The sequence below is a fragment of the Catenibacillus scindens genome, from assembly GCF_014202115.1.
Lineage (GTDB): Bacteria > Bacillota > Clostridia > Lachnospirales > Lachnospiraceae > Catenibacillus > Catenibacillus scindens.
This window is the reverse complement of record NZ_JACHFW010000013.1, coordinates 43,190-65,488: the sequence shown is the minus strand read 5'-3', so window position 1 is coordinate 65,488 and position 22,299 is coordinate 43,190. Positions and strand designations below refer to the sequence as shown.

General features: G+C 45.0%; 19 protein-coding genes and 1 pseudogene. 11 read left to right on the top strand and 9 right to left on the bottom strand.

Translation table 11 applies throughout. The features are described 5' to 3' along the window. The first annotated feature begins 21 nt into the window (after positions 1-21). The 6 genes from HNP82_RS13855 to HNP82_RS13830 all read left to right on the top strand — a co-directional run bounded on the left by HNP82_RS13855 (position 22) and on the right by HNP82_RS13830 (position 6,785). Complete coding sequence (locus HNP82_RS13855; protein WP_183775674.1) at positions 22-1,608, top strand: extracellular solute-binding protein; 1,587 nt, start codon at positions 22-24, stop codon at positions 1,606-1,608. Positions 1,609-1,620: 12 nt separating this feature from the next. After that, positions 1,621-3,150 carry a sialate O-acetylesterase gene (locus HNP82_RS13850; protein ID WP_183775673.1) on the top strand — a complete coding sequence of 510 codons (1,530 nt, stop codon included), beginning with the start codon at positions 1,621-1,623 and terminating at the stop codon, positions 3,148-3,150. Next, positions 3,147-3,995 (top strand): polysaccharide deacetylase family protein, encoded by an 849-nt coding sequence (locus HNP82_RS13845; protein ID WP_183775672.1) that lies wholly within the window; start codon positions 3,147-3,149, stop codon positions 3,993-3,995. The genes HNP82_RS13850 and HNP82_RS13845 overlap by 4 nt, the downstream gene beginning before the upstream one ends. 19 nt (positions 3,996-4,014) lie before the next feature. Then, positions 4,015-5,169 carry a GDSL-type esterase/lipase family protein gene (locus tag HNP82_RS13840; protein ID WP_183775671.1) on the top strand — a complete coding sequence of 385 codons (1,155 nt, stop codon included), beginning with the start codon at positions 4,015-4,017 and terminating at the stop codon, positions 5,167-5,169. Between the two features lie 298 nt (positions 5,170-5,467). Further along, positions 5,468-6,604, top strand: a complete 1,137-nt coding sequence (locus HNP82_RS13835; RefSeq protein WP_183775670.1) for a sodium ion-translocating decarboxylase subunit beta — start codon at positions 5,468-5,470, stop codon at positions 6,602-6,604. 22 nt (positions 6,605-6,626) lie between these two features. Then, positions 6,627-6,785, top strand: a complete 159-nt coding sequence (locus tag HNP82_RS13830; RefSeq protein WP_183775668.1) for an archaellin/type IV pilin N-terminal domain-containing protein — start codon at positions 6,627-6,629, stop codon at positions 6,783-6,785. Between the two features lie 84 nt (positions 6,786-6,869). On the opposite strand, the pseudogene HNP82_RS13825 reads toward HNP82_RS13830, so the two are convergent. Continuing rightward, a pseudogene (locus HNP82_RS13825) lies at positions 6,870-7,241 on the bottom strand (sigma-70 family RNA polymerase sigma factor); the annotation flags it as partial. Then, a complete protein-coding gene (locus HNP82_RS13820; protein WP_183775667.1) occupies positions 7,231-9,027 on the bottom strand; it encodes a recombinase family protein in 1,797 nt (598 codons plus the stop codon). The gene HNP82_RS13820 and the pseudogene HNP82_RS13825, both read right to left, overlap by 11 nt. Positions 9,028-9,531: 504 nt before the next feature. Here HNP82_RS13820 and licT point away from each other — a divergent pair. The 3 genes from licT (at position 9,532) to HNP82_RS13805 (ending at position 13,896) form a co-directional block, all read left to right on the top strand. After that, positions 9,532-10,371 (top strand): BglG family transcription antiterminator LicT, encoded by an 840-nt coding sequence (gene licT / locus HNP82_RS13815; RefSeq protein ID WP_330599618.1) that lies wholly within the window; start codon positions 9,532-9,534, stop codon positions 10,369-10,371. A gap of 144 nt (positions 10,372-10,515) precedes the next feature. After that, positions 10,516-12,411: a beta-glucoside-specific PTS transporter subunit IIABC gene (locus HNP82_RS13810; RefSeq protein WP_183775665.1), complete on the top strand. Its 1,896-nt coding sequence runs from the start codon at positions 10,516-10,518 to the stop codon at positions 12,409-12,411. A 24-nt stretch (positions 12,412-12,435) separates the two neighbouring features. After that, entirely contained in the window at positions 12,436-13,896 is a 1,461-nt protein-coding gene (locus HNP82_RS13805; RefSeq protein WP_183775664.1) for a glycoside hydrolase family 1 protein, read from the top strand. A gap of 237 nt (positions 13,897-14,133) precedes the next feature. Here the strand turns inward: HNP82_RS13805 and HNP82_RS13800 are convergent, their stop codons facing one another. From HNP82_RS13800 to HNP82_RS13765, 7 genes are all read right to left on the bottom strand, one after another. Beyond that, a complete protein-coding gene (locus HNP82_RS13800; protein ID WP_183775663.1) occupies positions 14,134-14,571 on the bottom strand; it encodes a hypothetical protein in 438 nt (145 codons plus the stop codon). Continuing rightward, on the bottom strand, positions 14,546-15,967 hold the full coding sequence (locus HNP82_RS13795; RefSeq protein ID WP_183775659.1) for an NB-ARC domain-containing protein: 1,422 nt from the start codon (positions 15,965-15,967) through the stop codon (positions 14,546-14,548). Before HNP82_RS13795 ends, HNP82_RS13800 begins: the two co-directional genes overlap by 26 nt. Positions 15,968-16,424: 457 nt before the next feature. Further along, positions 16,425-16,937 (bottom strand): helix-turn-helix transcriptional regulator, encoded by a 513-nt coding sequence (locus HNP82_RS13785; RefSeq protein ID WP_330599617.1) that lies wholly within the window; start codon positions 16,935-16,937, stop codon positions 16,425-16,427. Position 16,938: 1 nt separating this feature from the next. Further along, positions 16,939-17,337: a sigma factor gene (locus HNP82_RS13780; protein ID WP_183775655.1), complete on the bottom strand. Its 399-nt coding sequence runs from the start codon at positions 17,335-17,337 to the stop codon at positions 16,939-16,941. 183 nt (positions 17,338-17,520) lie between these two features. Further along, the gene (locus HNP82_RS13775) at positions 17,521-17,895 is read right to left on the bottom strand and encodes a nuclear transport factor 2 family protein (protein ID WP_183775654.1); all 375 of its coding nucleotides are present in this window, start codon (positions 17,893-17,895) and stop codon (positions 17,521-17,523) included. Between the two features lie 12 nt (positions 17,896-17,907). Continuing rightward, the gene (gene buk / locus HNP82_RS13770) at positions 17,908-19,014 is read right to left on the bottom strand and encodes a butyrate kinase (RefSeq protein WP_183775652.1); all 1,107 of its coding nucleotides are present in this window, start codon (positions 19,012-19,014) and stop codon (positions 17,908-17,910) included. Between the two features lie 141 nt (positions 19,015-19,155). After that, complete coding sequence (locus HNP82_RS13765; protein ID WP_183775650.1) at positions 19,156-19,395, bottom strand: acyl carrier protein; 240 nt, start codon at positions 19,393-19,395, stop codon at positions 19,156-19,158. A gap of 207 nt (positions 19,396-19,602) precedes the next feature. Between HNP82_RS13765 and HNP82_RS13760 the strand changes: the two genes are divergently transcribed. Continuing rightward, positions 19,603-21,153: a PucR family transcriptional regulator gene (locus tag HNP82_RS13760; protein WP_183775648.1), complete on the top strand. Its 1,551-nt coding sequence runs from the start codon at positions 19,603-19,605 to the stop codon at positions 21,151-21,153. A gap of 195 nt (positions 21,154-21,348) precedes the next feature. Continuing rightward, complete coding sequence (locus HNP82_RS13755) at positions 21,349-22,263, top strand: amino acid ABC transporter substrate-binding protein (RefSeq protein WP_243164778.1); 915 nt, start codon at positions 21,349-21,351, stop codon at positions 22,261-22,263. Positions 22,264-22,299 lie beyond the last annotated feature (36 nt).

Genomic DNA, 22,299 nt, shown 5'->3' with positions numbered 1-22,299 from the left:
TTACAGGCAGGAGGTAAAGCAATGAAAATGAAATGTATTGCAGGTATTCTTACAGGGGTTATGGTTTTATCTGTTATTGCCGGATGCGGTAATTCGGAAGGGGGTTCTGCTCAAAGCAATGGCGGGGCGGTGGATACAGGTTCTGCCCGAGGAAACACCGCGGATTCCCCATCGGAAGCGGGCGGCGGAGGTGATATTACTGAACTGAAAGCCGTACTCATGTCTCAGGGAAATACTGCCGGATGGGATGATGTAGAGGCTGAGATCAACCGTATTGCCGGGGAGGCCATTGGCGTTAATATTGATGTGGAGTGGATTGAACTGGGCTCCTGGAATCAGCAGATTAATCTAAAGATGTCCAGCCAGGAAGAAATGGATATTATTATGCTGACGCCCCTGATGACTTTCTCTAATCTTTATGGTGCGAATCAGCTTATGGATATTACAGATGTTCTTGAAGATTATGGCCAGGATATTTTGGATATTGATGGTGAATATCTCCAGTCGGCTTCTGTAGATGGGAGGATTTATGGTATTCCCAATTATTATCCCAAAGAGGGAACAGCTATTATACAGATGCGGACGGATGTGCTGGAAAATCTTGGAATTTTAGAACAGGCTGAAAATATTACCACATGGGACGACTATGAAGAAATATTAAAGGCCGTAAAAGAACAGACAGAGTATGTCCCCATGTTTTGTGTGGGACGGACAGGCTATGGAACTACAGTTGTCGGACATATCGATGTGTCGGAAAATGATTTTTCACAGGCCGAAGGCCTGGAAAGCGCGGGAGATCCCTATGGCCTTGTGAATATTGATCCGGAAACCAATCAGGTTTACTGCTATTATCTGACGGAGAATTTTTTGCAGGACGCTGCCAGAGCTGCCGATTTTTATCAAAAAGGTTATATGTATCAGGATGGCGCCAATTCATTGCAGACGGCTATTGATATGTTTGTTTCAGGTTCTTTGTTTTCAACCCTGAACATCGCTAATCAGCCCAAAATTAAAGAAACTGTTGAATCCAGCATTCAGGGGATTGACCTGACAGTCGTAGAAATATGCAATGAACCTGTGACGCGGAGCAATGCCAATATGTGGGGCTATGCTGTTCCTTTTACAAGTAAAAATCCGGAGGCTGCCGTAGAGTTTATTAATCTTTTGTACACAAATGAAGCATTGGCGAATTTATTTGTCTGGGGAATTGAAGGCCGGGACTATACAGTCAATGAGGATGGTACAGTAACGAAAACCGAAGAACCCCAGTATGAAAGTGAAACATTTTTTTATGGAAACTCTCTGTTAGCCTATCCCAATGATATTAAAGGCGGGGATTTTAATGATCTGTCCGAGGAAGTGATACAAAATCAGTCTTATTCTAAATACCTTGGTTTTTCCTGCGAAACGGATGCGATCGCTAATGAGCTGGCTGCCTGCTATAATGTAAAACTTGAATATGCGCCGAGCCTTGTATGCGGCTCATCCAGTGATTACGCGGCAGACCTTGAGGCTTTTAAAGAAAAACTGGAGAGTTCCGGAATACAGAAAATTCTGGACTATTATCAGGAACAGCTTAATCAATGGCTGAATAATCAGGAAAGTTAAAGGGGAATCAAAATGCTTAGGACAGCGCCGATTTTTGCAGATTATATGGTTCTTCAGCAAAAGAAAAATCTTTATGTTTGGGGGAGTGCATCGCCGTGGGAATGTATTTCCATAACGATACAGGGCAAAAGAAGTACCGCTTTTGCCGATGAAAATGGACACTGGATGGCTGCGGTGGCTCCGTTGGAGATGTCTTTTGAGGAAAAAATGGTCATTTCCGGAAAGAAAGAAGAAATTTGTATTAATAATGTTGCTGTAGGAGAGGTCTGGGTAGCCGCGGGACAATCGAATATGGAATTTTATATGCGATATGACCAGGATTTTGAAAAAGAACATCTGAATTGTCATAATGAAAATATACGATTTTTTGACGTTCCCAGAATATCCTATGAATCACAGATGGAAGAAGAGGATTATTCCCGCTTTGGTTTTTGGCGGGTCTGTGACGAAGAAAATCTGGAATATTATTCAGCCGTGGCCTACTATTTTGCGAAAGAACTGCAGAACAGTTATCACATACCGATCGGGATTGTAGGCTGCAACTGGGGAGGAACATCTGCCTGCTGCTGGATGGATTATAAAAGCGCGGTTTTGTCCGGAAAAATATGGGTGGATGAGTATGTGGAAGCATTGAAAAAATGCGGAAATTATCAGGCTTACATTGATAAAGAAAAAAAGGGAAATGCGATTTGGAAAAATGATCCTTTCAAAGATCCGCTCACTGAACGGCTAATGTATGGAGTGTCACCGGAAGAAACCCGGAAGATTCTGAAAAAGATGGCCGAAAGCGGAATGTTTGACGCGCCGGTAACACCGGTCCATCCATGGCGGCCCTGTGGTTTGTACAGGACTATGTTAAAGAAAATTGTTCCATACAGTGTTCAGGGGATTTTGTGGTATCAGGGAGAAAGCGACGCTGGTCACGCTGAAATCTATGATTCTGTGCTGACCCGACTGATTCAGTGCTGGCGCGGCGAATGGCGTGAGGAACTGCCGTTTATTATGGCGCATGTGGCTCCTTACAGCGATGGACGGCGCTTTGGTGAAATACGAAGGGCTCAGGAGCAGGTGGCTGAATGTATAAATAAGGTTTATACGGTGGCCACCGGTGATGTGGGGATGAAGTATGATCTTCATCCCAAGAAAAAAGGACCGGTTGGTTATAGAATGTCTTTAATTGCAAGGCACTACATTTACGGGGAAGATCTGTTATGCGAAGCTCCTGTACCGGAAAAATGGTCAGTGTTTGAAAACAGGGTGACGATATCTATGAAAAATGCAGGAAAGGGATTGGTGATGGAAGGCGAGTCGTTGACAGCGCTGAAAATATTTGACAAAGCCAATGTGTGTCTGTCTGAGACGGCCTATAGTGTCCGCATTGAAAAAAATCGCTTATCTATTGACTTAAAGCAGGGAAGTTTTCAGGAAGGAATGAAAATCAATTTCGCGATGGAGGATTTCTTTCAGGTGAATTTGTTCAATTCTGCTCACATTCCGGCAAAACCTTTTTCTTATGTCATTGAAGGAGATGATAAAAAATGAATCAGACGATTTATCCCTGCTTTCCTGAGGGGAAAAAGAAAGCGGTAACACTGAGTTTTGATGACGGAGTTATCCAGGATATTCCTCTGGTAGCACTGCTGAATAATTATGGAATGAAGGGAACCTTTAATATAAGCTGTGGAAAATTTGAACAATGTCAGACAATCGAAGCCGATGGCATGGTTTTTGAACATAAAGTGATTTCCCGGGAGCAGGCCGCAGGGCTTTACAGTGGTCACGAGATTGGAAATCATACATGGAGCCATATTGCTTTGGGGAATATGCCGTCCAATGTTCAGATGTATGAAATTTCCAACAATCAGCATATGCTGGAGACACTGGTTCATTCTATGATCAGAGGTCTGGCATATCCTTATGGCAGCTACAACAAAGATACTTTTGAAATTCTCCGCCTGTCGGGCTGTATTTACGGGCGGACAACTGTTGATACTAAAAAATTTGATCTTCCCGGGGATTTTTACCAGTGGCACCCGACCTGTCATTTCGCGGCACCGGAACTATTAAATCTGGCGGATATCTTTCTCAAAGAAGAACGGCCATGGTATATGCCCTGGCAGGTTTTTCATATCTGGGGACACAGTTATGAGCTGGACTGTCTGAATTTGTGGGGGCAATTCGAAACATTTATTCAGTTGATTTCCCGAAGAAAAGAAATATGGTACGTATCCAACGGAGAACTGGCGGCTTATGTTCAGGCAGCGGAAAAACTGGAACTTTATGATGATGGAAAGCGATTATATAATCCAACGCCTGTAACAGTCTGGGGGATCTATGGAGAAAGGCCGTTTTGCGCGGCTCCTGGACAGTGGACAGATGTGGGATAAAAGATGGAGGACTTAAAGAATGATGTTAAGATGGGTGACAGAATGGGCCTGTGCCCAATGCGATTGCCGGCTGTTTATTTCACCTTTGCCGGATAAAACCCTTCGATGCCGGTTTAAAAGTACATCAGATGGGGAAGCACTGCGCTTTCTGCTCTCAAATTTTTATGGCTCGGAGCCTGTAAGGATTGAAAAAGCGACGGTAACTATAGGTGAGGCCTGTTTCAGACTAACCGCAGGCGGTCGGAGCGGTTTTACTGTTGCCGCCCTTCAATCTATACGGACGGATCCTGTAAAGTTTCGTATTTATGCCGGAGATGAGGTGGAAATCTGTTTTTATGTGAAAGATGATATCATCTCCGGATCTATGACCCAAACAGGGGAACACTCCGTTGTCGGCGATTATACCGCCCCCGGAAGGTTTATCATAGAACCTAATCAAAGGACGGTACTTCCCCAGATTCCGGAAGCAGTCTTTCAGGAACCGCTGATGCTTGTTCAGGCCATGGAAATTTTAACGGGGGAGGAGAGTTTCGCCGTTGCCGCTTTTGGAGATTCTATTACACAGATGGGATTCTGGTTCAACCCTTTGAGAGATAAACTTTTAAATGCTTCTTCGGGAAGGATAACCGCCCTGAATCTGGGAATCAGCGGAAACCGGCTGCTGCGCAGTACTCCGGATCGGTGTATTTTCGGAGAAGCCTTTGGCGACAGCGCTTTAATCCGGGTTTATCAGGATATTCTTACCCTTTCCGGCGTCAGCAAAGTAATTATAGCTTTAGGTGTGAATGATATTTCCCAGCCGGGAACCGATGACGTCGGCGGCAAATGTGTCGATGAAATGCCTTCGTTTGGCCAGATGGCCAGGGGCTATAAAATTTTGAAGGATGTTTTGGAGAAAAATGGCATTCAGGTTTATGGAGCCACTATTACGCCTTTTGAAGGATATTCCGGTTTTAATGAAGGCGCGGAATCACTGAGAAATCAGGTGAATGAATGGATGCGCGGCAAAGAAGTTTTTGAGCATATCATTGATTTTGACCAGGCGATCTGCGATCCGTTTCATAAATCCCGGATCAGGCCGGAATATGATTCCGGCGATCACCTCCATCCCAATGAAACAGGCGGACGGGCAATGTTTGACCGGATTCCTGTAGATGGATTTACGGACAGATGAAAAATCCCATGTGAACCCTATTTTTTCACTGATTTGTCTGGACATATCCCCTTTTTCTGTTGTATAATAGCAATAACCTCGTTTGCTGAGGATAAAGTATCCATAATAAAAGGGAGTAGCCGCCATACATTTATGGATTTTCAGGCGTCAGGACGATAGAAATATCCGCTTGTAAGTTGAAATGGCAAGACTTTTATTACAGGCCTTTGGGCCCGTGATAAAAGCCTTTTCTTTTTAAAGTGAAGGTGCCTCACCTGAAATTACGGCTGATAAAATCAAACAAAGGGGTGTTTTATTTATGGATTTTCTTTTGGACGGCATAATGTCCGTGACATGGCAGCAATGTGTGATGTATCTGGTTGGAATCTTACTGATCTGGCTGGCCATTAAGAAAGGCTGTGAACCCACACTGCTTCTGCCCATGGGCTTTGGCGCGATTCTGGTCAATTTGCCATTATCCGGTGTTCTTAATCAGGTCATGTCCGGCGTAGGCGAGACCAATGGTATCATCGAGTGGCTTTTTGATATTGGTATCGAAGCCTCAGAGGCATTGCCAACACTGTTATTTATCGGTATCGGCGCCATGATTGATTTCGGACCGCTTCTGGCCAATCCGGTCATGTTCCTTTTTGGCGCAGCGGCTCAGTTTGGTATTTTCTTCGCCATCTGCGCAGCTTCTCTTTTTGGCTTTGACCTGGCGGACGCAGCTTCTGCAGGTATTATCGGTGCTGCTGACGGTCCTACAGCTATCCTTGTGTCCCAGGTTCTTGATTCCAATTATGTGGGAGCCATCGCCGTGGCTGCCTACTCCTACATGGCACTTGTTCCTATTATCCAGCCGCTGGTTATTAAAGCTATGACAACAAAGAAAGAACGGCGGATTCATATGGAATATCATCCGGCTATGGTTACAAAGACTGTACGTATCGCTTTCCCCATTATTGTAACCATTATTGTGGGCTTTGTCGCTCCGTCTTCCATTGCTCTGGTAGGTTTCCTGATGTTCGGTAATCTGCTCCGCGAGTGCGGTGTCCTCGGCACATTGTCTGATACAGCTCAGAATACGCTGACTAATCTTATTACCCTCCTGTTAGGTATTACTATTTCCTTCAGTATGCGGGCGGAAGCTTTTGTTGATCTGGATACTATCCTGATCATGTGTATTGGCCTTCTGGCATTCGTTTTCGATACTGTAGGCGGCGTCCTTCTGGCCAAGATCCTTAATCTGTTCAGAAAGAACAAGATCAACCCCATGGTTGGCGCTGCGGGTATTTCCGCGTTCCCTATGGCCTCCCGTGTTGTTCAGAAGCTGGCCAATGAGGAAGAGAAGGGGAATATTATCCTCATGCATGCTGCCGGAGCCAATGTATCCGGGCAGATCGCTTCCGTTATAGCCGGCGGTCTTGTTATCCAGGTCGTTACCAGTTATCTTTGATTGAAGGGAAGGTTTTGGATATATGAATGATTTTATAATAACATTGGAAATTATGGGAAAAGGCATGGCGGGCATTTTTACAGCGATCATTCTCATTATGATCATCGTGTGGGCCCTTGGAAAATTTTCCGCGTCCTCCGCGAAGAAAAAAGAGAATAAGGATGAAAATTCCATGCCCTGACAGAACAGATAGATGTTTATGATCTTTAAGATCCCTTTCAGGCAATAGGCCAGATATGTCTTATTGCCCGGAAGGGATTTTACTTTATTTCCATGAATCCATGCCGCAGCGGAGTTTTTCCAGAGCCCGCTTCTCAATGCGGCTGACGTAGCTTCGGGAAATCCCCAGTTTCTCAGCGATTTCTTTTTGGGTGGCGGCGGGCTGGCCGCCAAGGCCGTACCTTCGGCAGATGATTTCTTTTTCGCGGCTGCTAAGGAGCCGATCCAGATTGTCATAAAGCTGGTGTATGCTCCCTTTCAGAGCGATGCGGTCAGCAATATCCATTTCAGGGTTTTCCACAATATCTAAAAGACTGATCTCATTTCCTTCCTTATCTGTGCCGATAGGATCGTATAAAGAGACTTCCCTTGTTAGCTTACGCTCGCTGCGCAGCATCATGAGAAGCTCATTTGCTATCCTCTCCCCGATGGGTTTTTGTGAGGATATCGTCATCATCTTCGTAATCCACGTCACTGAACCGTTCCAGTTCTTCGAAGTCATCCTCCGCAGCGTTTGTTTCATTGCTGAGCTGGGAGAGCGGCGGATACTCAATGTCATCATCCTGTGCGCCAAATAAGATAATATGAGCATTGACGCCGTCCCACACGACTTTACGGACTAGAGTACGGATTGCAGAGCGTTTCTGTTCTACGGTCATTTCATCAATACTGTCTTTGAAAACTGATAATAACTGACGCATAACATCAAATTCTATATCGCTGAGATCATGCTGTGAAGTCAGTCCTTCCATTTCATGAATTCGGGAAGCTATCTCAACAGATTCCTGATTTAACTGTTCGATCCGTTTTGCTACATGATTTTTCGCTATACTGTCGCTAAGCTCTGCAAGGGAATCAACCAGCCTTTCGATTTTTCTTTCAATATCGGATTTATCTCTCCGCATAGAAGCAAGCTGCTCTTCATAGACTGCCCGGTTTCTTGTATAGAATTTCCTGCTTTGCTCCAGCTGATCGATAAAAGAGCCTTTGTCATCCTCAAGCAGTTTGATTTGCTCGATAACAGCCACGTCCAGGGTATTCCCATTGGCATTTTTGCTGTTGCAAAGAGTGCGTTTGCTGCGTTCTTTCAGCTTGCATACATAAGTATAGATCGGTTTACCATTCGCAGTTTTCCGTTTGCTGATCTTCGGGTACATACGGTTACCGCAGGTACAGTATAATAAGCCGGTGAGTAATGCTTCATTATTTCGGGGTTTACGGTAGGCTTTACTTTTATTCCGGTTGAGGGAATCCTGGACGGAAATCCATATCTTGCCTGGAATAATCCCCGGATGCAGGCCTACTGCTACGATCCACTCATCGGGCGGAAGATAGGTGGCTGTCTTTCCTTTTTCCTGACGGGTACGATTATATGCCATAATGCCATGGATGCCATCAAAATCTTTCTTATCAGAGTTCAGATCTGTATTTTCTTTTACAAGGTAATCGTAGGCGGTTTCATCTGCGGTCATATAGACTGGATTCTGTAAAATGGATTTTATGGAAAAACGGGTGAAGTGTTTATTATTCTTTGTTTTGATCCCCCGTTTCATTAATTCCGATTCTGTGGCTGTCAATGAGTCATATTCAATATATAGATCAAAGATCAATTTGATGATCTCTGCCTCTTCCGGTATCAGTTTCAGTTTGCAGGCTTTCTTTGCCTTTCCGTCTATGGTGACCTTCTGGACTGATTCTGAAGCATATCCGGTGGGAGTTGTGCCTCCAAGCCACCGTCCGGTTTTTGCCAGTTCGTGCATATTATCCCGGATACGCTCAGCTATAGTTTCACGTTCCAGCTGGGAAAAAACAGAAGCGATATACATCATGGCTCGTCCCATTGGTGTACCTGTATCAAACTGCTCTCGGATGGATGTGAAAGCAATGTCCAGCCTCGACAATTCTTCAATCAGATTAGAGAAATCACTAATATTACGGCTGATCCTGTCAAGACGGTAAACAATGATTGCCTTGAATTTGCGTTCTCTTGCAGCTTCCATCATCTTCTTAAAACCTGGACGGTTTAGATTGCCGCCGGAGAAGCCTTCATCCTCATATACTAAAATATGATCCTTTGGGATTTCAGCATAATGAGTCTGAATGTATTCTTTACAGAGTTCTATCTGATTTCCGATACTTTCGCCTTTGCCGGTAAATTTTGATTTTCGGGAATAAATGGCAACGTAATTCTCATTTTCTTTCATTGCGTTTCTCCTCATTATATGATATATGACATAAGCTATTATATCATATAGTATCAAATGAGTAAACGGTAATATAGACGCATATGCGTATAAAAGCAAAGTATGGACAACTTTCAAAAGGTGAAATTAACATAGGTCAAAAAGGCTCTTTCATCAACAAATTTCGTCCGTGTTCTTGGGCGAATTTCTATACTGACGTGGTGAATATCCATACATTTTGTGGAATTGAGATGAGCGGTATAGTGCCACATGTTGTCTGAAGCGGAGAAAATGATTTTGGGAATATTGCATAAAAATCAAAGAAGGGAATTATGATATATGATGAAAATAAATATAGCTATGGACAAATGAACTGAGAACTGTTAATATATACACATAAATTAAGTTTGTTATTACGTGATGGTAAGCAAGACTGTTTATAATACTGATTGGGATAATAGTATTATGGGCAGTTTTTTTTATAGTAAAGCCGTTTTGGATGCTTGCTGGAGGGGGCAGGAACAGGTGAAGATCATCAGAGTTCTGAATACAAATGCAGTTGTATCGTTGGATCCGTGCGGCCGGGAAATTATCATTACCGGCGTCGGGATTGGTTTTAAAAAGAAAAAGGGCGAAGAGCTGGACAAGTCCCGCGTGGAGAAGATTTATTGTCTGAAGAGTGCGGAGGATAATTACAGGCTCCAGCAGGTGGTGAGAGAAATCTCGGAGAAATATCTGGAGATTGCCGGCAAGGTAGTCAATGCTTCTAGAGAAGCAGGACTGAAGGTGAGAGATACCCTCTATGTGACATTGACAGATCACATCAATTCCGCTGTGGAGAGATACCAGAGCGGAATTAGCCTTAAGAATCTGATGCGACACGAAATTCGAAAATTTTATCCACAGGAATACAGGGTGGCCAAGGAGGCCATTGAGTGGATACGGAAGATGACAGATATTGATCTGGGAGAAGACGAGGCGGGATTTATCGCCATGCACATTATATCCTCAGAGCTTGAGAGCAGCGAGGTTTCAGATGTGCAGAAGATGACAGAGCTAATTAATGCCATTATCAAGATTGTAAAAATACATTTCAGGATTGAATTTGACGAGGATTCTGTGTCCTATCAGAGGTTTCTGACACATTTAAAATTCTTCTCAGCCAGAGCCCTGGACGGTGAGGTTTATCAAGATAGCATGGAGGAGATATACCAGGCAATGGTGGCACAAAACGGGCATGCCTATACGGGGGTGGAAAAGGTGGCCCGATTCATTGAAAAGCAGTACGGATACCGGATCAGCATAGATGAGGAGCTGTATCTGCTGATTCATATAAAGAGAATACTGGACGAACAGCACCGCTAGTTCGCAGGTTTGTTATTATTCAGTTAAGCAAGACCTGGCCCTGAAGGGCACATTTCCCGGGAAAATGTGCTCTTTAAGGCTAGGTCTTTCTTTTTCCGGATACTTCCGGGATACATATATTAATTATTCTAATGAGGTGAAGATATGGATTACGCAAGTGTTGCAAAGAAAATCCTGCAGCGTGTAGGGGGAAAAGAAAATGTGATCAGCCTTGTACACTGTATGACCAGGCTAAGATTCACGCTGAAAGACGAGTCCATTGTGGACGACGAGGCAGTGAAAAAGACAAAAGGCGTTATGGGAGTGATGAAGAAGGCAGGACAGTACCAGATCATCATAGGAAATGACGTGGCCAATGTCTTTGCAGAGTTGAATAAGCTTGGCAACTTCTCAAACGAGGCTCCGAAGAAGGCACCCCAGAAGCAGGAAAAGAAGGGAATCGTCTCTATGCTGATGGACACGATTTCCGGCATTATGGCGCCGGTTATTCCAGCAATCATCGGCGCAGCTATGATCAAGGTGCTTCTGACGCTGCTGCCCATGATAGGTGTGCTTGATACAGAAGGGAATACCTATAACCTGTTAAGTGTTATAGGAGACGGAGCATTTTTCTTTATGCCTGTTTTGATTGCCATTTCTGCATCAAAGAAATTCGGGACAAATATGTACTATGCGGCGAGCATTGCGCTTATCATGCTCCATCCCAATTTTATTTCTCTGATGAGTAATGCAAATGAGGCAGGGGAGGTGGTAAAATTCCTCGGCTTTATTCCGGTTACCTATGCTTCCTATTCCTACTCGGTCATCCCGATCATCCTGGCAGTATGGTCCCTAAAGTATGTGGAGAAGTTGGCAGATAAGATTACGCCCGTGGTGACCAAGAACTTCCTGCGCCCCATGCTGGTGGTGCTGATCGAGGCACCGATTGCCCTGATCGTACTGGGACCTCTGGGGGCAATCCTCGGCAATGTCCTGTCAGATGTCGTATACTTTATCCATGACCAGCTCGGTTTTATCGCTATCGGACTGGTGGCCGGTATTTATCCGTTTGTTGTCATGGCTGGCATGCACCATGCATTTACCCCGATAAAGCTTGGTATGATTGCCACAACCGGGTATGAGAACTTTATCTGTATCGGTGAGCTCTGCTCTAACATGGCGCAGGGTGCTGCTTCTCTTGCCGTATCCGTAAAGAGCAAAAATAAAGATTTTAAACAGGTGGCAGGCTCTTCCGCATTCTCCGCACTTGTGGCAGGTATTACAGAGCCCGCTCTCTACGGTGTGACACTGAGACTGAAAAGGCCAATGCTGGGAGCCTGCATCGGAGCTGTCGCAGGTGGACTCTTCGGTGGATTTTTTCAGATGAAATGCTTTGGTATCGCAACACCGGCAATCGTGACGATTGTTCAGTATGTGGAGGAGGACAGAGCGGCCAGCCTTCTGATAGCAGCCCTTACCATTGTCATAACAATCATTGTGGCATTTATCGCCACTATGCTGATCGGTTTTGAAGACATTGTGGACGAGGACGATGAGGATATTCTGGCAGAAGAAGCCAAGCCTGCAGCCGCTCCCCTTCCGGAGGGAAGAGAAATCCGTATTTCGAGCCCTATCCAGGGAGAGTGCATCCCGCTGGATCAGGTGAAGGACGCTACATTTTCACAGGGAATCCTGGGAAAAGGCGCCGCTGTCATTCCGGAGAAGGGAGAAGTGGTAGCCCCCTTTGACGGAAAAATAGATATGATGTTTGAGACCGGTCATGCAGTCGGAATGACCAGCAATGATGGTGTGGAATTGCTGATACATGTAGGTATGGACACGGTAAATCTGGAAGGAAAATATTTCTATCCGAAAAAGGCTTCCGGAGATACAGTCAAGAAGGGAGAAGTTATCCTGGAGTTTGACAAGGATGAGATCCTGAAGGCGGGATATGACATCACGACTCCGGTTATCGTATCCAACACGGATGCATTTGCGGATGTCTCTGCCACCTCCTCCGGACCGGTGAAGGAACTGGATGAGATACTGATAGTACGTTAATCGAAAATAAAAGGAGGAAGAGACATGGAACAGATGAGAGCAGCAGGATTTCCGGAGGGATTTCTCTGGGGAAGTGCTTCTGCCGCCTATCAGATTGAAGGCGGATGGAAGGAAGGCGGAAAAGGGATGACGAACTGGGATGCGTTTGTGCGCATCCCGGGCAAGACTTACAAAGCTACTACAGGGGATGTGGCAGTGGATCACTATCACAGGTACAAAGAAGATATCGCACTGATGGCGGAGATGGGACTGAATACATACCGCTTCTCTGTCTCCTGGGCCAGGATCTTCCCTGAGGGGACCGGGGAGGTCAACGAGGAGGGAATAGCTTTTTACCAGGATATCATTGACGAGTGCCTGAAATACAACATAGAGCCCATGGTGACTATTTACCACTGGGATCTGCCCCAGGCCCTTGTCGATGAGTATCAGGGGTGGGAGAGCCCCCGCATCATCGATGATTATGTACATTATGCAAAAACGCTGTTTTCTAGGTTTGACGGCAAGGTGAAGTACTGGATCACTCTGAACGAGCAGAATATATTTACTTCGCTGGGATGGCTGACAGCCCAGCATCCGCCGGGTAAATTTGATGACCAGAAAATGTTCTACCAGGTCAATCATCATGCGTTTATGGCTCATGCAAAGGCGGTGTTGGCCTACCGGCAGATGGGAGGAAAGGGACAGATAGGGGCGAGCTTTGCCTACACCCCCTCCTATGCCCTGGACTGCAAGCCTATCAACGCTATGGCAAAAGCCAACTACGATGACCTGAAAAACTACTGGTGGATGGATGTATATGCATACGGGCGTTATCCTGTTGCGGCGATGACATATTTGAAGAAAAAGGGGATTGCGCCGGACATGGCTGATGGAGACAAGGAGATTCTCAGACAGGCGGCATCACAAATCACGTTTATGGGCGTGAACTATTACCAGAGCTGTGTGTGCGAGTACAATCCCATGGACGGGGCCACTCCCTACGGGACTATGAACACGACCGGTGTTAAGGGCTCTGCCCAGGAGCTGGGGATGCCAGGGATTTACAAAAATCCGGCCAATCCGTATCTGATGACCACAGACTGGGACTGGAGTATCGATCCTTCGGGACTTCAGTTCTGCTGCAGAGAGATTACGAGCCGCTATGCGCTGCCCATAGTCATCTCTGAGAACGGACTGGGAGCATTTGACAAGAAGACTGAGGACGATCAGATACATGACGAGTACAGGATCTGCTACCTGAAAGAGCATATCAAGGCGCTGGGAGAAGCTGTGGAGGAGGGCTGCCAGGTACTGGCCTACTGTACCTGGTCCTTCACTGACCTTTTGAGCTGGCTGAATGGATATCAGAAGCGATATGGTTTCGTTTATGTGGACCGGGAAGAAGAGGAGGGTGGCACACTGAACCGCTTCAAAAAGGACAGCTTCTACTGGTACAAAAAAGTCATTGAGACAAACGGGAAAGAGATCTTTGAAGAGGAGTAGAGAACAGAAGCTTTATTCCTGACAGGGCTGCTAGACAGGTGTAAGCCCTCGATAAGAGTCTAATTAATCATGTGATAGAGTAACAGGCGGTACTTAGTGCCGCCTGTTACCGTTCATGATCATGCACTTTTTTCTTCAGTTGGACAGGCTGTTTTTTTCTGCGTTCCATTTTCCATAAAGCACGCTTTTGATAAGCCTGTTCACGGAAAGTTTCCAGATCTTCACCAAGCAGGTGATCTATATCACTGACAGATTCATGAAACAGGGAGGCATCGAATCTCTGTCCCATCGTGGCGTATAACTTCTGATAAATCTGATCCCTGACAGTATCTCTTTCATCAACTCTTGCATCGAATTTTTAAGAGTGATTTCACTCGTCTTTATCTCGGATTCATTGTGAAAGTAATTATTACAGATAAGCCGTTCTTTCTGCGACAGCAATTCTTCAATATCCTCAGTAAGAGTCGTGATCTTCTGGCTGATCTGATAGTACTGAACCGGTTGCAAAAAGCTGAGTTTCTTTTTCTGTGACTGAAGAGATTCCTTTTCTGACTGCTTTGTCCGGATCGCCTTTGTGATAGCTTTGTATGTCTTCAAAACCGGTGTGATCATAGAAATCCATTCTCTGGCGGAGGATGCCTGCATACGGTTATGGAACAGATAATAGCGGATCATGATCATTGTGCCCCGGAGCTGTTCCAATCGTTTTGCGATGGTCAGACAGCTTTAGCCAGTGTGCATATAGCCTGCCGCTGATCCCGCCTGCCGGGGCAAAGGAAAATCCCCTCATAATATCCTGTTCCGCCGGAGAAAGCTGATATAAGGAAAACAGAGTATGAATGTGGTCGTAGTAAGTAGCTTTGCGACTTTGTCCATCTTTGATGATGTCGATTGTATCTGTGGCATTCAAAGCTGATTTTTCCACTTGAAGTCTGATCAATAAATTTTGAGGCTCTAAAATTCCGGTTTCCAGCAGACGTGCGGACAATTCTACCGCCAGCGTATGGCTGTGTACGGCTTGAATGATCTGTTTCAAAACAGAAGAATATTTTCCTGCATCTGAGTAAAAGCATCTCATCAGCGATAACAAGGCTTCCGGATTGGAGATTTCTTCAAGATCCATGGAAGTATAATTATCAAACCGGCTGCGGGTTGTGAAAATAATACGGCAACGATATTTTAATACTACAGATAGAAAGCTGTCTTTGGTGGCGGTGGTGTTGAAATTATCTATGATCAGCAGAGTATCATCTTTCAATGTCCGAAGAAAACGATTATGTTTGCGAAAACGATCCTCCTCAGAATCTTCTGGTAGATCATCTGCAAAATCCAGATTGATGATATCCTGCCTCAGATCGCCGCTGTAAGTAAGATACAGGATGTTCGTGTATTCCTTCCTGTATGTTTGGGCATAAGCCTTTGCAACCTCGCTTTTTCCGATACCAGCAATGCCCTGCAGGAAGACTTTTTTGTTGTTTTCTATTAAATCATGGAGGGTGCAAAGTTCTGTTTCTCTTCCGCAGAAATGAGGGCAGACTTTTGGAACATCTCCATCAAATACAAAATCTTTTATAACTGGAGAAAGATTTCCGGCAGAAAGCAGTTTCTTTGTATCACTGTTTCTCTTCACAAAAGTGCGTTCCATGCCAAAGCAAAGAGCAGAGGCAAGGAATAAGGCTTCATCTGAGGTAGAGCTGCAGAGATACCGCCGAGAAAGCTGCTCTTTAACCTTATCTGAAATCGTGCTGTCCTGTATCAATATCTGATAAACTTCCTGTACAGCCATTGCACTATCGTACATCAATGGCAAAATATTTTTTTCTATATCAAAAATTAACCGTTCTCGATTTTTCTCATACATGTAATATTTTGAAATACGGGGACTGATCCGAGCCTGACCGTTATACCAACGGCAGACCAGACCGTTATCAAAATCAAAGTCCTGAGAGGATTCTTCCGCCAGAAAACTTTTAAATAATTCATATAGTAAATCTATCTGATTCATCCCCCGGTCATCGCTGATATATTTGCGAAACGTGGTAATGATCGAACTGAAATCGCACCGTTCCATGTAATCCTCCTGATAATAATCAATTTATGCTCAAATATCGTTCAATGAGCTTTTGAAGAGCTCTTGGTAAAATGATATCACAAAGAAGTTCCGAAGAGTTTCTTCAATATATTATAACATCAATTTTTATCTCGTGAAGCAAAAAGAGAATTATGTGGAGGGAATAGAGGACAACTTCTCGTTCATAAATTGAAATACCGGGGAGGTGTGTGGTATCGCAAGAAAAAGTGTTCCGATCAATGTGATTGTTCATTATCCGAAAACAGAAGAGGGCAGACGTGAACTGGCAGTCCGGGCGGCAGGCGTCCACGCCGATATGGTAAGCCAGTATATCAGCAAATTAAATTGCTCTTCCGAGCAGAAAATACAATTGCTTGGTGAGATCATAAGAACAGCAGCGAAAGAAAAAGCAGACGGACAATCCATATAAAGATTGAACGTCTGCTTTGTGTGCGCTCTATAAATCGACAATATCCCGAAAATATTTATTCCATGTTATTTTAAACATGCGCTTCTTATCAGCCTCCCAGTCCCGATATGTATTTGGATGTACATGGAGCAGTCTCGCGAAAGTTTTTTTCTTTAAGCCCATTTTCTCGCGGCATTCCCTCAGCAGTTCTCCTTGACCTTTATACTGAAAACGATTGTAGTCATCCAGCAGATCATCAACCGGTATATGGTAAAGAGTAGCCAGCCTGTCCACGATTTCTTTTGGATAGTAGTCAACGTTTCCCATCTCAAAATCTATGTAATGTTCCCTGGATACTCCGATCCGCTCTGCCACCTCTTTCTGCATCAGCCCCATGTGATGACGGCACCAGCGCAATCGGTCGGGAACATTTTGATCTCCTCGTAGCTGTGATATTGTTGATTGAATAACTGTGCTTCTAAGAGCTTGCGCGGGGCTATCAATTGAAAGGTATGGATACAAAGAGGCGCATACCTTACAATGCTGTCCTCTGTTCTGCACATCAGGTAGATTTCATCAGAATATTTGGCAAATACCCTCCAGTGCGGCTTTGATCTGTAAAGGGGAATCTCTTCAGGACGTAAAACCGCATTAGTGAGAGGATAGGTTTTTCAATGCATCGCGCCGCGTAAGTGACGATCCGGTTCCCCTTATCCGCATCAAAGGTGTTGACAGCTTTTACAAGGCCCACAATGCCAATGGCGATTAACTCATCCATATCCCGGCCGGAATTGTTATATTTTTTTACAATATGTGCCACAAGACGCAGATTTTTTTCAATGAGGATATTTTTGGCGTCCTCATCGCCGTTGCGGTAGCGCTCCAGATAACAGCGCTCCTCCTCGGATGTGAGCGGTTTGGGAAATGACTGCAATAAAAGCACCTCACAGCTGTCTTTCATTACAGTTTATGCGTCTGGTGGAAGTTAAGTGCATTTCCCATTTTCTTCTTTTGGCCAGAAGGGATGAGCATCGGGAGCAGGGCATGAAAAAGACATATAAAAAGCCCCCAACGGGCTGACAGGATGATTCTGTCAGTCCGTTGGGAGCCGATGATTGACTGTTTAGAAAAATTATAGGGTGAGTTAAAAGAATTTTCCGGCTTCAGGAATCTGTTCCGGGGTAAGATGCTGGATACAGTCCCAGTGTTCCGCCAGTTTACCGTCTTTGAGGCGGTAAACATCAAAAACAATATTCTCAATTTCACCTTTTTTCAGAACAGCGTGATTATGGCTGATGACAATGTCACCGTCCTCGTAAATGTGCATGATCTTCAGTTCCAGATCTGGAAACATTTTAAAAAAACGGTTTTGAGCGAAATCCAGAAAACCTTCTTTCCCCTGGGCAACTGTAGGATTATGTTGGATATAATCGTCATGCATATATCGGTCGATCGCGGACAGGTCTTTACCATTAAAAACAACGCGAGTAAATTCTTCCACAATTTCTTTGTTTGTCATAGCACAGATCCTTTATTCAAAATCAAAACCGGACCACACAGGAACACCGGTGTATTTCTTAACCTGTTCCTGTCCGGTTAACACGCGGATTGCACCGGAAGCCATAGCTTCCATTTCGAACTCGCCAGGATAAGCGGATACGGGAGCGATCCATTCGCAGGCTTCCTTGATTTGGGATACAAGATCTTTGTTGTAAACCATGCCGCCGCCGAGAAGGATGCCGTCCACCTTGCCGTGAAGCACTGTGGCCATAGAGCCGATGCACTTGTTGATCTGATAGATCATGGTGTTCCATACCATCTTGGCATAAGGCTCGCCGGCCTCAGCCTGCTGGCTTACAGAAAGAGCGTCGGAAGTTCCAAGGTGACTTACAAGACCGCCGGTCTTTGTGCAAACTTTTTTTACCTCGGACAGATCTTTTCCTTTAGCGTAATTGATCAGGTCGGAGACGGAAACAGAGCCGCAGCGTGTGGGAGCCATGGGGCCCTCGCCGCCGACGATATCATAACCGTCAACCATCTTGCCCTGTCTGTGGGCGGATACGGAAATACCGCCGCCGATATGGCATACCACATAGTTCTGCTCTTCATATTTTTTGCCCTGGGACTGAGCGTGACGGATAGCTGTCTCCTTCAGGTTTAAGGCATGAAGGTGGATAATACGGTTAACACCTTTGATACCTGTGAGACGGGCGAGATCCTGAAGCTCGTCAACATCCGGGGGATTGACAACAAAAGCCGGGCAGTTGTACTGTTTCGCAAATTCTCTGGCAAGCTGGGGCCCTAACTGAGCCGGATGCTGAACGCCGTTGGCGCCTCTTGTGGCATGGTCAAGAAGAAGGTCGTCAATTTCATATGTACCGCCTTCCATGGCGATGAGGCCGCCGCCGCGGCCAACGCAGGCGTCAATGCCTTCAAGAGATATGTTGGACTCTTTTAAAAGATTTAAGATAGTTTCCAGACGATAAGGGAGCTGGGCGGAAATACCGTCAAATTCAGCCAGTTTGCTGGCATCGTGGGAAACGTTTTTGGAAAAGAGTACTTTGTCATTTTCGATCAGAGCGATCTTTGTGGATGTTGATCCTGGGTTGATTGTGAAAATTTTGTATGAATCTTTCATGACACTCTCCTTAATAAATAAAATATATTTTCAGCGAGCCTTCCAGTCATGATCTGAGGTAAGGCTCGCCGGGGGTCTGTTCATTATTTTGCGCGGCGGCAAATACTATCGCCCTCCGGCGGCTTTATAAATCGCGGTGGTTCAGCCTTCTATCAGCTTTTCGACAAAATCAGCGGCTTCGCCGAAAGTCTTTTGGCGGCAAAACTCCGTGAAAGGAATCTCGATGTCATATTTGTCCTCAAGATCATTAATGATCTGATTATAGTTTACCGATTTCATGCCAAGTTCCCCAAATGGGGTCTCAGCCGTAAAAAACGCTTCATCTTTGCCGAACATGGCAGCGGCCCGTTTCGCCATGTTTGCCAGAATCTCCTTTCTCATAATGTAAACCCTCCAACTTATCATCATTATATTTACCATTGCGCAATATAACTTTATTATAGTATAATAATAAAATAAAAACATCGTGCAAATGTACAAAGATCAATAAATTTACTCCCTTCAGATTCGTACGGATTTATAAAAATCAGCGAGGAAAAGGGGAAAAATTGAAATTTTTGTACAAAGAATATGAAAGGTTGACATTTTATGCGATTGTGTGAGATTATGGAAAAGCTGGATAATTATGCCATAACTGTCCTGGAAGGGAAGAATCTTGAGACAGATATTACCGGTATTCGTATGATCACGAAAGATCAGACTGTATTTTTGTCCAACATTTTATATTTCGGAAGTATATCTCAGCTCCCGGAAGTATCTCAGAATGGATACTGCGTTAATTTTCTGTGTTATGGAAGTCTGACGGAACTCACCGGCATTTTGGACTCCGGTGTGGACGTGAACTGTCTGCTTATCTCTTCCAGGGAAGATGCTTTTGCCATATATAATCAGATTCAGGATATTTTTCTTGAAAGCGAGCAGGTAGTCACCGGTATGCGGGCTTTTCTTGACGCCCTCTTTGAGGATAAGGGTTTGCAGGGCCTTTGTGATGTGGCCTATGGGATTTTGGGAAATCCATTGTTTATTGTGGACAACAGTTATAAGTATCTTGCCTTTTCTTCTGGAACCGTGGCGGACAGCCAGCTCATGGAGAAAGAGACGATGATGGGGCAGATTGCCGAGGAGGGGATAAGACAGATCAGAAAAATGCAGTTGGACGATAAGATCCGCCGAAGCGGCCGTCCACTTTACTTTTTTAATCCGGTTCATAAAAGCGGAATGCTTGTGGGGCCGGTGACGATCCACGATATAGAGGTGGGGCATGTCATGCTCTATGAGATGAACAAGCCTTTTGCTGACAACGATTATGAGCTGGTACAGAGACTTTGCCGGATTACATCCATTGAACTCCAGAAAAATGATTTCTATAAGAAGAATAAAGGGACAATGTACGCCTATTTTATAGGGGATCTTCTGGATAACCGGGCGGGTAATCTTGAAGGAAGTAAGGAACGGTTGGCGACGCTGGGATATGTCCTCAAGGACGAGCTTTTTGTTCTGACCATCAGCCCGAAAAACAATCTGACTTCACATGCCCGCCAGGAGCTTATCATCTCAGATCTGCAGCGATATGTTCCCGACTGCCTTTATGTAGTGTATGATAACGCCATTGTCCTCCTTATTAATGGATGCGGGCAGGGGGAGAATCACCGGTTTGAAAGCGAGGGGCTGGAAAATTATTTAAAACATAACGGTCTTATTGCCGGTATCAGCAATAACTTTGAAAATATACAAGACATCCGTAAATATTATGAGCAGGCATTAAAAGCCGCAGATCTTGGCCAGCGGATTCTTCATGAAAGCGGGCTGCACCGATATGAAACTATGTCGATCTTTCATGTTCTGGAGATATGTGAAAATCAGGACTACAGTCTGTGGGATTTCTGCCATCCCGCCCTGTCCATTCTTATGGATTATGACAAAAGGAAAGGGACAGACTTTTTGAATACCCTTTATCAATACCTGAATTTTTCTCAAAATACAATGGAGACGGCAAAGTATCTCCATATTCATAAGAATACTTTGCTGTACCGCATTGAAAAAATCCGGAAAATTACGGGAAATCCCCTGAATCACGGAGATGAACTGATCAAACTTCATTTTTCCTTTAAAATTCTCCAGTATCTTGGGGTTTTATAGTCCGTGGATCAGCCCTTAAAGTCGGAGCAGGCCAAAACGGTGTGACTACAGGGGAAACAGGAACAATCTTTTTTATTATGATTTGTAAAAAGCTCTTGACTTTTATGCAAAATTACTTTACTCTGGTAGAGTGATAATCAGACAGCAGTGCCGCGCTTTGCGCGGCATAAAAATTTAAGAAGGAAGATGATGAAAATGAAAAAGTTTACAGCTCTGTGTCTTGCAGGAGTTATGGCCTTTTCACTGGCTGCCTGCGGTAGTGACAGCGGAAGCGGGGAAAGCACTCAGGCCCAGGAGACAGATACTCAGGCCGTTACAGAGGCTGCTCAGAGTGAGAGCGCTGCACAAAGCACTGATGCCGGCGCGGACACTCAGGCGTCTGACGGGGAGACTGTGGATCTGACAGATATCGGTTATGACCATCTGATCATTGGTGTGGACGATACATTTGCTCCTATGGGATTTCTTGATGAAAATAATGAGCTGGTAGGTTTTGATATTGATCTTGCCCGCGCCGCAGGTGAGCGCCTTGGCGTGGAGGTCGAGTTCCAGGTGATCAACTGGGATATGAAGGAGCAGGAGCTGAATCAGGGAAATGTGGATCTGATCTGGAATGGGTACACCATCACCGACGAGCGCCGGGAACAGGTGAATTTTACAGATCCTTACCTGGATAATGAGCAGGTTGTTTTGACAATGGCAGATTCCGGGATTACTTCTCTGGAAGATCTGTCTGGGAAAGTTGTAGCCGCTCAGATCAATTCCAGCGCTGTGGAAGCTCTGGACGCACATCCGGAAATTTCAGATACATTTGCGGACCGTCCGGTATTTGACACCAATGATATGGCCATTATGGATATGGAAGCAGGACGTTCTGACGCGGTTGTGGCGGACAAGGTACTTCTTGATTATGTGATCGCCCGAAAAGATGATCCTTCCCAGTACATGATTCTGGGCGAAGGTTTCGGAAGTGAAGAGTACGCAGTAGGTGTGCGCAAGGATGATACTGTACTGCTGGCCGCGTTAAATCAGGTGCTTGACGAGATGAAAGCCGATGGTACGGCTGCCGAAATCTCAGAGAAATGGTTTGGCGCTGATATTGTAAAATAAAGGGCGGGGCTGTTTCGCGTTGTGCTGGATAAGGCG